Genomic DNA, 14,953 nt, shown 5'->3' on the forward strand with positions numbered 1-14,953 from the left:
TCGGCTGATAAAAGGCGGCAGACGCAGGTACCCGAAACTAACTAACTAAATACGGATCTACATGACGACAAAATCATCTAAAATCATCTATACTATAACAGATGAAGCGCCTGCCCTGGCAACGCGCTCTTTCCTACCCATTGTGCAGGCGTTCACCAAAGCTGCCGACATCGAAGTAGAGACCAGAGACATTTCCCTGGCTGGCCGCATCATCGCTACTTTCCCGGAGAACCTTTCCGAGGAGCAGAAGCAGTCGGATGACTTGGCGTACCTGGGCGATCTGGCCAAAACACCAGAAGCAAACATCATCAAACTGCCTAACATCAGCGCTTCTATACCTCAGCTGACAGAGGCGATCAAAGAATTGCAGTCGCAAGGCTACAACATCCCGGACTATCCAGCTGATCCTAAGAACGACACTGAGAAAGAAGCAAAGGCTCGATACGCCAAAATTCTGGGTAGCGCCGTGAACCCGGTGCTGCGCGAAGGTAACTCTGATCGCCGTGTGGCCGATGCGGTGAAGCAGTACGCTAAGAAACACCCACACTCCATGGGCAAGTGGTCATCTGACTCTAAAACGCACGTAGCCCACATGACGGGCGGCGACTTCTACGGCAGCGAGCAGTCTGTGGTGGTAGACAAAGCAACCGATGTGCGCATCGAGTTTGTAGGCGCTAACGGCGAGACCAAAGTACTGAAAGACAAAGTAGCCCTGAAGGCTGGCGAAGTGATGGACTCGTCTGTGATGAGCCGCAACGCATTGCGTTCGTTCCTGGAGAAAGAAATAGCGGAGGCCAAAGAGCAAGGCATCCTGCTGTCGCTGCACCTGAAAGCGACCATGATGAAAGTGTCTGACCCTATTATGTTCGGCCATGCGGTGACGGTGTTCTTCAAAGACACTTTCGCAAAACATGCTGCTACTTTTAAGGAAATCGGTGTGGATGCAAACAACGGTCTGGGCGATGTATATGCCAAGATCCAGAACCTGCCAGCTGATAAGCGTTCTGAAATAGAAGCTGATTTAAAAGCAGAGATGACGCAGCGTCCTGAACTGGCGATGGTAAATTCTGACAAAGGCATCACCAACCTGCACGTGCCAAGCGACGTGATCATCGACGCGTCTATGCCAGCGGCTATCCGTTCGTCTGGCCAGATGTGGGGACCGGATGGCCAACTGCATGACACCAAAACGATCATTCCAGACCGCTCTTATGCACAGATCTACCAGGAAGTGATCCAGTTCTGCAAAGAGAACGGCGCTTTCGACCCGACCACCATGGGTACGGTTCCGAACATCGGTCTGATGGCGCAGAAAGCGGAAGAGTACGGCTCGCACGACAAGACGTTCGAAATGACTGCGGCCGGTACAGTACGCATCGTGGATGCAGACGGCAACACGCTGATGGAGCAGAAAGTAGAGGAAGGCGACATCTTCAGAGCCTGCCAGACCAAAGACCTGCCGATTCAGGACTGGGTGAAACTGGCCGTTACCAGAGCCCGCATCACGAACACGCCTGCTATTTTCTGGCTGGACCCCCAGCGCGCTCACGACGCCAACCTGATTCAAAAAGTAGAAAAATACCTGCAGGACCACGACACGAATGGTCTTGAGATCAAGATCATGTCGCCGGTAGAAGCCATGCGCTATACCTGCGAGCGTGCCAAAGCGGGCAAAGACACGATCTCGGTAACCGGCAACGTACTGCGCGACTACCTGACTGACCTATTCCCGATCATCGAGCTGGGCACCAGCGCCAAAATGCTTTCAATCGTTCCGTTGCTGGATGGCGGCGGCCTGTTCGAAACAGGTGCGGGCGGTTCTGCACCGAAGCACGTGGAGCAGTTCGTAGAAGAGAACTACCTGCGTTGGGATTCGCTGGGTGAGTTCCTGGCCCTGGCGGTATCGCTGGAAGACCTGGCTTACAAAACCAAGAATGAGAAGGCCGAAGTGCTGGCAGAAGCCCTGAACAAAGCGAACGCGGAGTTCCTGGAAAAAGATAAGTCGCCGGCCCGTAAAGTGGGTGGCATCGACAACCGCGGCAGCCACTTCTACCTGGCCCTATACTGGGCACAGGCGTTGTCCGAGCAGTCGAAGAACCAGGAACTGAAAGACAGGTTCTCGAAGCTGGCGCAGGAGCTGACCGACAACGAGCAGAAGATTGTAGATGAGCAGATCGCCGCACAGGGCAAGCCAGTTGACATCGGCGGTTACTACCACCCGAACGAAGAGAAAACCAGCAAAGCCATGCGTCCGAGTGAGACGTTGAATGCGGCTTTGGCTAGCTTCTAGTCAGAGGTATAGAGTTTAAAACAAGAAAGGCTGCCTGAGCGATCAGGTGGCCTTTTTATTTATATGTTAACTCGTTCAAGGTATACCTACACCTCATCCTTGACAATCCTTGACAATCCTTGACAATGCTGTATGGACTTCTCCTTCCATTCTATGCCTCAGTCGGCTTCCCAGGTATACCTTGAGCGACCTAGCCAATTTTTTTTAATAGAGCCTCGCCTCTACTAGTTGTAACGTACTTTTGGTTTTTACTACTCGGCTTATCAGGAATAGTAAGTTGTAAGAAGTTTGATTGAATAAGTGGCTGAATATATTTCCTATAACTAGCAGCACCAGCATCCATACCTAACTCAGTCAATATACTAAGCCTACTGTGTGGCTTTCTGCATAGTAGAAGTATATTTTTAGTAGAGAACACATCTTGAACATCGGGTAAAGGAAGGAAGTTTGCGTGAATAGGCAGTGTAACAAGAAAGTAGCTTCTTGATTCATCTGTGTCAAACACGGGATTTGGAGAACCATTGAGATTCATAGTTCTTCTTATTTTAGGAATTCCAGTACCCCTTCCTTCTGTTAATCTTAGTTCTTTAAGAAAATCCCCTATTCTCCTGTTTCTGTAACTTCTTGCAACAATTCTATCCTTCTTCAAATCTTCATTATTAACTGGAGGTACAGGGCCAGGAAAAGAAAGAATCTCAATTCTATCTAGTCTAATATTTACTTCGATAGGATCTTCTAACTCATAACTCCGATGAAATACGGCATTAGCCAAAGCTTCTTCAATAGCAGCAAAAGGATAATTGTAGAACCTTTGGGCCTCAGCTTGATTAGGTACTTTTCTTACTCTTTCTGCAATTATATTATTTTGAATAAATTGTAGAGCATTCTTAAGTTGAATATGAATAGGGCCTTCAAAAATCCTCTCTTCAAGTTCATCTCCTATGGAATCAAAGTATCTTACTACATCAATTTTTGCACCCTTAAAAATTTTTATAGGGTGATCGTTGAACAAGAGTAAGCCAACGTTAACGGGCTTAGTGTATTCTGGAGACCCTTTTACAATTTGTAATTGCTGACACAGTTCTATAAAAGGAATATTGTTTGCTCTCTGATATAGGTCACTTCCTACATCTTTAAGAAAGGAAAGTATTAAAGGGAGTTTCAAGTCATCCATAGATGCTTGGTGATTTATTCTATCATCGAAAGGAATACGGTTCGCGAGCTCATACAATTGCCTTTCTTCATCAGGTATTGCCTTCAGAATTGGAGCCCTTCCTAATATAGAAGTTATAAATGGGGTTCGGAACAATATTTTTTGGACATTTATAGGGACGATTGTCACCGCCAGTTGCCCATAATACAAGAATATGCTTTCCTTGAAAAAACTCTACCGAAGAAACAGGGAAGTACGCAGGAATGATTCTGTTGCATATCTCAAGTAGCTTCCTCTGGCAAGCGTCAATTTGTTCTGGGAGGAGACCTTTTGGTGGTAATACAGGCATCCCGTTCCTTTCTGCAATGCCTACAATTATGTAGCCTCCCCCTAAGTTGTGAAAATCGTTCGCAAACGCACATAAAGAATGCATTATCTCTTCTGGATTCCAAGATTCTTTGAATTCAATTCGCTCACTTTCCACAGTGGTGGCATTTATCAAATCATTTAGATTTATAGGGAGGCCTGGCATAAATAATTTTATACTCTTTTAAAAAATCAAATAAAGGTAAAAGATATTATTTTTTAATTAGGTGAAGCAAAAGAATCATCAATGGAAGATAGTTAAATATGTATAGAATTCTCTCATTCTGCAAGGTTAATGATAGCATAACTTGTAGCTGACAAATATTTACCGGTTCCCGCTTCGCTATAACTAGCGATATCAAATTTAAAGTGCCGTTACTGTTCTTACCGAAACAACTCCAAAATCAAACACCCGAGATCCTACGCCTAACCTTTCATTTGATTAACTTTGAAGCTAAGGTATAGTCAGCTTGGTAGGTATAGCGACTGCCTGAGAAGAGACAATGGAAGAGCAATACCCACCGTTCGAACCTTTTAACAGCGCAGACGACCCAGAGTCGCTATTTGCGGCATACTTTGCTTCTCAACCACAACTTACAGAGTCTTCTTCTGATTCCAGAACAATTATCGTCATCGGGCGACACCGCTACTACAACTTATTTAGTGCCCAGTTGGTCTACTGCAGCCTGAGCAGTACGGGTGAACTCAAAGCGCCTTTTACAGTCCTGAACCCGCTCGAACAGGTATGGCGGACCGAAAAGCCGGACGAGTTGAAATTCTACAGCGCCATTGCCCGCTTCCAGAGTTTCTATGAAAAGTCAGCGACGGATGCAGCCAGTTTTAAGGCGCTGGTGCGCAATCCGCTCCGCTATACCTTCTACCTCCACGATAGCGAAATTTCCGAGAAAATAACGCCGCGCTCCATTGCTCCTGTTCAGGTGACCCAGCCACAGATGGATTTTAAGGTGCGCATTGGGTTGAACAGCGATGTGTTTAGCATCACAAGCGATTTGTTTATAAACGGCACGTATTACCCCCTTAGCCGCATCCATGTTCGGTATGAGCATTTTTTGGTGGCCGATGATGCCTGGTACCTGTGCTCCAACCTACACCTGCCTGCCGTAATAGCCTATTTCAAAAAGCACGACCAGAAGTTGCATTTGCCGCACGATGCCTTTCTGCAATTTCAGCAGCAGGTGCTGACTAAGATTGACACGCATGTGCCTGTGGAGTATACCTACCTGAAGCTCGCCACCAAAGCGCAATTGCGGAGCAGAGGTTTTAACCAGAAGCTGGAAAAGGTGCTATACCTGATCGAGTCGGAGAATTATGTGCTGCTGCATCCCTTCGTACGATATGGCGAAATCGAGATTCCGCTGCTGTCGAATAAGCTGATTTATGATCAGGATAACATGGGCAGACCTTTCTATGTGGCGCGGAACACCGAGTTAGAAACAGCCTATACCAAGTTGCTAATACAGCAGCACCCGCACTTCTGGGAGCAGTTGGATAACATGCTCGACTACTTCTACCTGCACAAGGAGCGCTTCCTGGACGAGGCTTGGTTCCTGGATGTCTTCGACAACCTGGCTGCGCATGGAGTTACGATTCTGGGTTTTAACGACCTGCAGGGCAACAAACTCAACCAGCACAAAGCCACAGTGGCTATACAGGTAGACAGCGGACTCAACTGGTTTAATGTGACGGTGAACGTGAAGTTCGGACGTAAAAAAGCTTCGATCAAGCAGCTGAAGAAGGCGGTCGTAAACAAGAGCAAGTACGTGCTGCTAGACGATGGCACCATGGGCATTATACCTGAAGAGTGGCTACAGAAGCTAAAAGTTTATTTCGACACAGGTATAGTGGAGGAAGAGCAACTGCAAATTCCCAAAACAAACTTTGCCGTGCTCACGGAGTTGTTCGAAGACTACATGCTGGACGAGCAGGTGCACAAGGAGCTGTGGTGGTACCAGGCGCAGCTGAGCAACGTGGAGAACATTGCCACAGCGCCCGTGCCAGCCGGACTGCAGACCACGCTTCGGCCATACCAGTTGCAGGGCCTGAGCTGGCTCAACTTCTTAGACGATCTGCAATTTGGCGGCTGCCTCGCCGATGACATGGGCCTGGGCAAAACAGTGCAGGTAATTGCGTTCATGCTGTTGCTGCAGGAAAAACGGGAGCGGCAAACACACCTCTTGGTCGTGCCTACCTCGCTTATACCGAACTGGCAGGCGGAGCTGGACAGGTTCGCGCCATCGCTGCAAGTACTCGTACACCACGGTCCAAACAGGGCAAAGAGCACAGACGCTTTCCAGCAATACGATGTGGTCATCACCACCTACAACACGCTACTCACTGATATTGTCTTTCTGAAGAAATACACCTTCGGCTATACCTTCCTGGACGAGTCGCAGAACATCAAGAACCCAAACTCGCAGCGTTACAAAGCAGCTTGCTTGCTGCAGTCACGCAACAGGGTGGTGCTTACAGGTACGCCTTTTGAAAACAATACCTTCGATATTTATGCGCAGCTTTCCTTTGTCAATCCAGGTTTGCTGGGCACCAGGACCTACTTTCGAAACACGTACTCCATGCCCATCGACAAGTTTAAGGACAGGCGCAGCGCACAGGCTTTGCAGGAGCGGATTGGCCCCTTTGTGCTGAGAAGAACAAAGGCCGAAGTAGCCAAAGAACTTCCTGACAAGACGGAAATGGTCCTTTACTGCGAAATGGGAGAGGAGCAGCGCAAGGTATACGACACAGCCGAGCAGGAATTCAGAGACTACATTAACGCCAGCGGGGAAGAGGAACTGACCAAGCACCCGATGCATGTGTTGCGCGGCATCACCAAACTGCGCCAGATTTGTAACTCTCCATTACTAACCGGCGATGCGAAGCTTTTCTCAGATACATCTGCTAAGATACAGGTGCTCATGCAACAGATACAGAATGTGGCGCGGCATCACAAGGTGCTGGTGTTCTCCCAGTTTGTCGGTATGCTGGACCTGATCAAGAAAGAGCTGGTAAAAGAGAATATCAAATTCTCGTACCTCACCGGCAGCACGCGCAACAGGGGCGAAGTGGTGAACCAGTTCCAGACGGATGACGAGATCCGGGTATTTCTGGTGAGCCTGAAAGCGGGTGGCACAGGCCTTAATTTAACAGCTGCCGATTACGTGTTTATTGTGGACCCTTGGTGGAACCCAGCCGTCGAGAACCAGGCCATCGACCGAAGCTACCGGATCGGGCAGGAGAAAAAAGTAATAGCCGTGCGGCTCATTTGCCCCAATACCGTGGAGGAAAAGATTCAAGTCCTGCAGGAGAGCAAGTCTAAACTGGCCACCGATCTGGTAACAGCCGATAATAGCTTTTTCAGTTCGCTCACCAAAGACGATTGGCTGAACCTGAGTAGTAACAGTAGTCAGTAAGGAAGCCTGGTTCGCAGCAGGAAGTACCAGGCGTAGGCTACATTCATTGGTCATATTCTAGTCCCGGCATCTGAGGAAAGCTAAGGTATAAGAGTTCCCTTCTTCGCTTTCTGATTCTTGTAGTAGCTATACCCCAACCCCAACACACCGCCAGCCAGCGCCGTACAGCCATACCCTATCAGAAACCCGTAAGCTCCGCTTTCGGCACCCAGCCAGAGCGAGGCGACAAGTGCAAGAGTACCCGACACGAGAAGTACGATCGCTTTGGTGTAGTTCATCTTGTTTTCCATGTCCTGAGTCAATTAAGTAAATACCTGTTGAAGTCCGCATCAAGCGCAGGTATACCTGTGGATAATTGCCTAATGCCTATACCAATATAGAAATTAAAACAAGACGAATTATACCTATTATACCAACTTGACAATCGACTGGATCAACCAGCGTTTTTTTTCTGGAAAACGGATTCCAATGCGCTATACCTGCTGTGCAAAACAACAGGACGCGAAAAAGAGAGCTAGGACGAAGGGGCCTCCTGGGGGCATCGTATACCTACCACAAACCAAAGTAAGTGAGCAGCCAGAAGTAGACGTACGTGATGAAGAGACTGCATACACCTATCACGACGCCGTTGATGATAAAATCCTTCGAGGTAAGTTCGCCAGATGAGTAGGCGATGGCGTTGGGAGGCGTGCTGATGGGCAACGCCATGCTACTACCGGCCATCACGGCCAGCCCGATCGCCATGAACTTCACATTCACACCCTCCAATTGGTGCGCCATCGACATGGCCATAGGTATAAACAGGATTGCCGTAGTGGTGTTGGACATAAAAGTGCCGACCACCAGCGTGGTAGTAAAGATGATCAGGACAATCCATTCGCTCTCCAGCGGCATTGAGCTGGCGATTACTTGATCAAGGCCGGTGAGGCTCATACCCTGCCCAAGTGCCAGACCGCCCGCAATCACAAACAGGATGTTCCATTCAATTCTGTTGAACTCCTTTACAGAAAGCAGCCCCGTGGCTGTGAACATAATGGCCGGAAATAAGGCCACCACAGCCGACGGAATGCCATGCAGGCTGTCCGTGAGCCACAGGAGCACCGTAATCGTGAATACGATGATCACAAAGATGCCTTCTCCGCCAAACGGTTTGGTTTCAACAGGCGTCAGCATTAAGGGTGTTTCAGGTTTATACCTGTACCAGAGCAACTGAAAAAGGATGAACAGCAGTATTACCACGAGCGGGAACATGATCACCATCCAGGTCAGAAAGTCGATTGGTACCCCATCTTTTGCCAGCAGTCCGACCGCGATAGCATTGGGCGGAGAGCCGATGGGCGTCATGAGACCGCCAATGCTAGCCGAGAAAGGTATAGCCAGCGTGAGGCCTTTGCGAAACGTGTTGCCCGCCGGAACAAAAGCAAGCAAAGACGCTGTGAGCGTAATCATCATAGCGGTAGTGGCGGTGTTGCTTATCCACATGCCAAAAATGGTGGTGCACACGATCACACCGAGCAGAGCGCTTTTGGCAGACAACCCGAAGATCCGCAGCATCGCACTCGACAGGTATACATCCACGTTCACCTTTACCCCAACCCTCGCGAGTATAAAGCCACCCAAGAAGAGATAAATGATGGGGTCTGCCAACGGTGCCAGAAAACTTTGGTAAGGTATGGCTGCTATACCTGGCGTCTGCAACATACCCCATTCCCCCGGATTGCCCAGCAGGATAATCTGAGCTCCTATAATGAGAAGCGAGGTAGCGAAAAGCGGAATGATTTCAGTAGCCCAAAGCAAAGCCGCCGTTACCAGGATGCCTGTCATATAAGCAACCGGAGGGGAGTAATCGGTTGTTTCCAGTATGATCCAACTCGACAACATGCCAATGATGACAAACCCAAAAAACGTCAGCAACCGTTTCACTCTGGGAAGCTGCAGCTCTGTTTTGATTCTGTACAAGCGCTTTATTCTTTTGTCCATCATGCTAAACTAGCCCGTTTGCCAAAGGTATCCATTATCCTCCTAAGATGTAGGCAAATACGGGAGGGGCTTAGATTGAGATACTTTCTTGAACTCGGCTATACCTGTGTGAATGCTCAGCGCTCTTTCAGACTCTAAGACTGCTATCTGAGACCGATCTTCCGGACACACATATCCGGAAGCACTTCTGCTGGGGACATCTTGGTCCCCGTATACCCGCAAAGCAGGCAAATGTGCAACAGGCTCTTTCGGATTGATCAATCCGAAAACTTAATAGAGGGCCCCCACCCCCAACGGCAGGGGATTTCCTAATCCCCATATACCTGCAGACCCACGCACGGGGACGCGGACATCCTCAACAGTTGGGAATAAGGGCCCTCTGTAAAGCCTCGGGGCATGGATATTCTAAAGAGCGTTGCTTTGGCTGATGACATTGAAGTAGGTATAAAACAAAATCGGCAGCCCAATCAGGCTGCCGCTTTTGTTTATAAGGTATAGCACCAAGGCTTAGTATCCGAACACCTGCTCCAGTGTCAGTTGCTTCACTTTACCATACTTCTCTAATTCCTTAAAGTTCAGACGGTCTTTAGAGCCAATTACGAGTATCGCCTGCGGCTGGCCGCTCACAAACTGCTTCTGGAATGCCTGCAGCTGGTCAAAGGTTAGGCTGTTGGCGCTTTCGTACACGTCCTTGCGGATGTCGTAGTCCAGGCCGAGGCGCTTGGCACGCTCGTAGTCGAACAGGATAGACGACTTGGTGATGCGCTCCGAAGAGATGCTGTTGCGCACCGATGCCTTCGCGAGGTTGAAGTTCTCATCTGCCAGTGGCATGTTGGTCAGGAGTTCCTGCATACCTGCCATCGCCTCAGGCAACTTGTCTGACTGCGTACCAATGTAGGATTGGATGTAGTTTGAGCGGTCTTTCTTGCTGGCTGTGCTGTAGCTAGAGTAAGCCGAGTAAGCCAGCGCCTTTGACTCACGCAGCTCCTGAAACACAATCGAGCTCATACCTGCGCCGAAGTACTGGTTGTACAAACGGATAGTCGGCACCATTTCTTTCTTAAAAGCATCGGCTTTGGTCAGGAAGATCAGCTCGGCCTGCACCATGTTGTAATCTACCCAGTATACCGTCGGTTGCTTGATATCCAGCTCGGCGTATGCCTTCTCGGCCGGTACCGGCTTCAGCTTGGCTGGCACGATGTGGCCTGCGTTCAGCGTCGTTACCAGAGCGTCTGTTTCACGTGGGCCATAGTACAGCACACGGTGCTCGTAAGTCGGGATGCTCTTGATCAGGTTCACCAGTTCCTGCGGCTTCACAGCCTTCAGTTCCTTCTCCGACAGCACGTTTGTGAACGGGTTCTTCGGACCGTACTTGGCATAATTTACCAGTGCTTGGTTCAGGATAACGCCTTTGTTCAGCTTGGCATCGTTGCGGGCCTTCAGTATACCTTGCACCATGTCGTCAAGGGCTTTCTGATCCGCTTTCGGGTTTTGTAGCACGCTCTCAAACAGGGCCAGTGCTGGCTCAAAGTTCTCATCGAGGCCAGACAGCGTTACGTATACCTGGTCGCCGGAAGAGGACACATTAAAGGAAGTACCCAGTTTGTAAAACTCTTTCTTGAGTTCTTCGGCCGTATACTTGTCTGTTCCCAAAAAGCGGAGGTAGTTCACTGCCATGCCTAGCTTTTGGTCGTTGTCGGTGCCCATGTCCAGAATGTAATACATCTGGAACAAGCCATTCTCGTTGTTTTTGGTGTAAAGAAGCGGAATATTGTTTTTCAGCTTGGCCTCTTTGATATCGGCTTTGTAATCCACGAACACAGGCGAAAGTTCCGAAACTTCCTGTGTCATAAAGTTCTGATAGTAAGCCGATTGTGCGTCACGGTTAACCGGCACTGGCGTAATGCTTGGCTTATCTACTTTCTGGGCGGTGGCATTCTTATCGTTGCGCTTGTACACCAGCACGTAGTTGTTGCCCAGGTACTTGTTGGCAACTTCCATAACATCCTGCTTCGTTATTTTGGCAAACTGCTCCGGGCGCTTCACATAATCGGCCCACGGAATGTCGTAGATGAAGGCCGTCACAAAAGCATCGGCACGTTCAGAGTTGCGCTCGTAGGCACGCATCAGGCTGATCTTGTTGTCGTTGATGATGGCCGGGATCAACTCGTCGTCAAACTTGCCCTGCTTCACTAGTTCTACCTGCGCCAGCAGCATGTTCTTTACCTCGTCCAGGCTCTGACCCTGGCGTGGCGAGCCACCCAAACGGAACACTGAGTAGTCTTTCATCTGGTTGTCGTAGCCATAGGCCTGCAACACTTTCTGCTGCTGGTTCAGGTTCAGGTCAATCAGGCCGGCCTGTCCGTTGTAGAGGATGGCGCTGATCATGCTCAGCACCTGCGCGTCGCGTGAGCTCATGCCCGGGAAGCGGTAGGCGATGGACACGTTCTCAGCGCTCGGGCCGCTTACTTCTTTCACGATTGGCTGCGCGATGGGCTTCTCCTGGGCTACTGTAAAAGTAGGTGCCGTACTCGGCTTCAGCTTGCCAAAATGCTCATCAATCATGCGGATGGTTTCATCAAAGTCGATGTCACCGCTGAGTGCTACAGCCATGTTGTTCGGCACATAGTATTCATCAAAGTATTTCTTAATTGCCGTGATAGACGGGTTCTTAAGGTGCTCCACCGTACCGATGGTGGTCTGTGTGCCGTACTGGTGGGTCGGGAACATGGCCGCGTTCAGCGTCTCCATTACTTTCCAGCCGTCATTGTCGAGGGTGCGGTTCTTCTCTTCGTACACTGCCTCCAGCTCGGTGTGGAACAGGCGTGGCACCAACTCACCGAAGCGGTGGGCCTCCAACGCTACCCAGCGCTCCAATTGGTTGCTCGGGATGTCGTTGGTGTAGACAGTCTGCTCTACAGAGGTATAGGCGTTGGTACCTTTGGCTCCGATAGCGCCCAGGATCTTGTCGTACTCATTGGCCACGGCATAGGTAGCTGCTACACCCGAGATGGAATCAATCTGGTGGTAAATTTTTTTGCGCTGGGCTGGGTCTGTAGTGTTGCGGTGCTTTTCGTAGAGGGCCTCAATCTTGTCGAGTTCGGCTTTCTCTTTGGCCCAGTCCTGGGTACCCAGTTGGCTCGTGCCCTTAAATACCATGTGCTCAAGGTAGTGTGCCAGACCAGTCGCATCGGCCGGGTCGTTCTTAGAGCCTGCACGCACTGCTATAAAGGTCTGCACACGCGGCGCATCTTCATAGTCCGTCAGGTATACCTTCAGGCCATTGTCCAGGGTATAGACGCGGGCGTTGAGCGGGTCGTTCGGAACGGTTTCGTATTTATACTCCTTCTGCGCCGATGTGGTCTCAGCGGTTTCGCTGGCTGACTGGGTTTGATACGTCTCGTTCTTGCATTGCGTGAGCGTGAGCGCCGACGCAACCAATAACAACGATAATCCTTTTTTCATGGGTGTGATGTTAGGTATTGAATAAGGTATAGCACAACAAAAAGGCCGAGTCACGAAGCTTCCGGGGAGAAAGCCTCATGACTCACCTTGTGTTTTAATTAGAACTTTACAAATATAAAATATTTTCTGAATTAGAAATCGGTGTCTAGACCGAATCGCTGCTTTAAATCGACGAGCACCGGGTATTTCTCGGCCAGGTAGTTGAATTTATCCTGTGAAGTGTACAGTTTATTTCCTTCCTGTACCTCCATTACCTCGGCTCTCAGTTTGATGCTGCGGTTTCCTGTTTCCTGCTTCAACTCGCGCAGGATCTCCGGGCGCAGACTCGTGAACTGGTCCATCATTACATGGTTCTCCAGGTGCAGCACGATCTCGTTGCCTTCCCCGATGTGGAACTGGCGGTTCAGCAAGGTATACTCCATCATGTTTTCGCCTTTTTTGCGGCGCAGGATGGCATGCCATACCGTGTTCAGACGGGCTTGGTCGAGTGGGGCTGCGGCACCGTAAGCGGCTTCATCTTCTTCCTCGGCTATCGCCACATCAGCTACAGCCACAGGAGGGTTCTGCAGATCCTTGAGGCTGGGTAGTTTTCCGAGCTTCTTTTGAGGTGGCACAGGTATAGACGCCCGCTGTAGGGGAGGAGTGGGAGTAGCCTGCGCCTGAGGCGGTGTCAGGTGCGCATCCGGCGTGACCTGCTGTTGCTTAGGGGGCTGCTGCAGGTCCTGCGATGGCACATGGCCGGCTTGGTGCGGTTGCTGCAAGCTTTCGGAAGGTATAGCCGTGCCCTGTTGCTGCATGGCAGCCGAAGGCACTGCGCCACCCGAAGGTTGCATGGCCGCAGAAGGTATAGCCGGGGCACCTGCAGGTTTGGTAGCGGCTGGTGCCGGGGCTGCTACCTTAGCTTTTTTTAACTCGGTTCCTTCCTGCGCGAAACTAAAGGCCGCATTCAGGTGTGCCAGTTTCATCAGGCACAGCTCCACATGCAGACGCTGGTTTTTACTACTCTTGTAGTTGGTGTCGCAAGTGCTCACCAGGTTCAGCCCCGATAGCAGAAACGACACAGAGGACTTCTGCGACTGCTCTGCATACCTGGCTTTGATGTTGTCTGATACTTCCAGCAGTTGTACTGTCTGAACATCTTTGCACACCAGCAGACTGCGGAAGTGCTCGCCTATACCGATCAGGAAGTTGTGCGAATCAAAACCGTTCTTCAGAATCTCGTCGAACAGCAGCAGCGCCCCTGACAAGTTCTGTTCCAGCAAATGGTCTGTCAGCCGGAAATAATAGTCGTAGTCCAGGATGTGCAGGTTCTCGACCGTGGCCTTGTAGGTCACATTGTGGCCTGAAAAGGTCACCATCTGGTCGAAAATAGACAGGGCGTCGCGCAGGGCACCGTCTGCTTTCTGCGAGATCAGGTGCAGGGCGTCGGGTTCGGCCTGTATGTTTTCCTTTTGGGCGATGTTGCCGAGATGGCGCACCATGTCCTCGATCCGGATTCTGTTGAAATCAAAGATCTGGCAGCGCGACAGAATGGTTGGGATGATCTTGTGGCGCTCGGTGGTGGCCAGTATGAAAATGGCATAGGCAGGTGGTTCTTCCAGCGTCTTCAGGAATGCGTTGAAGGCCTGGTTCGAGAGCATGTGCACCTCGTCTATGATGTAGATCTTGTATTTGCCGGTCTGTGGGGCGTAGCGCACCTGTTCCACCAGGTTGCGAATGTCCTCCACGGAGTTGTTAGAGGCAGCATCGAGTTCGTGGATGTTAAACGAGCTGTTGGAGTTGAAGCTGCGGCACGATTCGCATTCGTTGCAGGCCTCTACCTCCGGGGTGATGTTCTGGCAGTTAATGGTCTTTGCCAGGATACGGGCACAGGTTGTTTTACCCACACCACGCGGCCCGCAAAATAGGAATGCCTGGGCCAAATGGTGGCTGCTGATGGCGTTTTTGAGGGTGTTGGTGATATGGTGCTGCCCCACCACGCTGTCGAACGTGGCCGGACGGTATTTACGCGCTGATACTACAAAATTTTCCATTACCTACAAAGATAATCAATCTGATGCTCAGATGGGAGAGCTTTTTATACAGTAGTTTTCCCAAGGTTTATCCACAGTGCGAAATGAATAAGGCCGTGGGAAAGGTAGTAAAATTTTTCTCTGATTGCATCTTGCGTAGCCTATATATGAAATAAACTATACGAGTGGAAAAGTCCCCGGTCTACCTATTTATTAAGCTGAATAATTAAGCTTGACTTTGATTTTTATAACGTTGTAG

The 14,953-nt window shown here is 50.0% G+C and carries 8 protein-coding genes; 2 read left to right on the forward strand and 6 right to left on the reverse strand.

Going from position 1 to position 14,953, the window contains the following annotated elements:
* The first annotated feature begins 61 nt into the window (after window positions 1-61).
* Window positions 62-2,290: an NADP-dependent isocitrate dehydrogenase gene (locus tag C8E01_RS19525; RefSeq protein ID WP_116545135.1), complete on the forward strand. Its 2,229-nt coding sequence runs from the start codon at window positions 62-64 to the stop codon at window positions 2,288-2,290.
* 190 nt (window positions 2,291-2,480) lie between these two features.
* On the opposite strand, the gene C8E01_RS19530 is transcribed toward C8E01_RS19525, so the two are convergent.
* Entirely contained in the window at window positions 2,481-3,464 is a 984-nt protein-coding gene (locus C8E01_RS19530) for an ATP-binding protein (protein ID WP_207774919.1), read from the reverse strand.
* A gap of 70 nt (window positions 3,465-3,534) precedes the next feature.
* Window positions 3,535-3,975, reverse strand: a complete 441-nt coding sequence (locus tag C8E01_RS21835) for an AlbA family DNA-binding domain-containing protein (protein WP_207774920.1) — start codon at window positions 3,973-3,975, stop codon at window positions 3,535-3,537.
* A 337-nt stretch (window positions 3,976-4,312) separates the two neighbouring features.
* On the opposite strand from C8E01_RS21835, the gene C8E01_RS19535 reads away from it, so the two are divergent.
* Window positions 4,313-7,237, forward strand: a complete 2,925-nt coding sequence (locus tag C8E01_RS19535) for a DEAD/DEAH box helicase (RefSeq protein ID WP_116545136.1) — start codon at window positions 4,313-4,315, stop codon at window positions 7,235-7,237.
* A gap of 80 nt (window positions 7,238-7,317) precedes the next feature.
* Here C8E01_RS19535 and C8E01_RS19540 read toward each other — a convergent pair whose 3' ends face one another.
* The 4 genes from C8E01_RS19540 to C8E01_RS19555 all read right to left on the reverse strand — a co-directional run bounded on the left by C8E01_RS19540 (window position 7,318) and on the right by C8E01_RS19555 (window position 14,715).
* Window positions 7,318-7,527, reverse strand: coding sequence for a hypothetical protein (locus C8E01_RS19540; protein ID WP_116545137.1), 210 nt, complete (start codon window positions 7,525-7,527; stop codon window positions 7,318-7,320).
* Window positions 7,528-7,786: 259 nt separating this feature from the next.
* The gene (locus tag C8E01_RS19545) at window positions 7,787-9,220 is read right to left on the reverse strand and encodes an SLC13 family permease (RefSeq protein WP_116545138.1); all 1,434 of its coding nucleotides are present in this window, start codon (window positions 9,218-9,220) and stop codon (window positions 7,787-7,789) included.
* Window positions 9,221-9,724: 504 nt separating this feature from the next.
* A complete protein-coding gene (locus C8E01_RS19550) occupies window positions 9,725-12,682 on the reverse strand; it encodes a M16 family metallopeptidase (protein WP_116545139.1) in 2,958 nt (985 codons plus the stop codon).
* A 131-nt stretch (window positions 12,683-12,813) separates the two neighbouring features.
* Window positions 12,814-14,715 (reverse strand): DNA polymerase III subunit gamma/tau, encoded by a 1,902-nt coding sequence (locus C8E01_RS19555; protein WP_116545140.1) that lies wholly within the window; start codon window positions 14,713-14,715, stop codon window positions 12,814-12,816.
* Window positions 14,716-14,953: the final 238 nt, after the last annotated feature.

Origin of the sequence: Pontibacter virosus, assembly GCF_003096355.1 — a bacterium.
Lineage (GTDB): Bacteria > Bacteroidota > Bacteroidia > Cytophagales > Hymenobacteraceae > Pontibacter > Pontibacter virosus.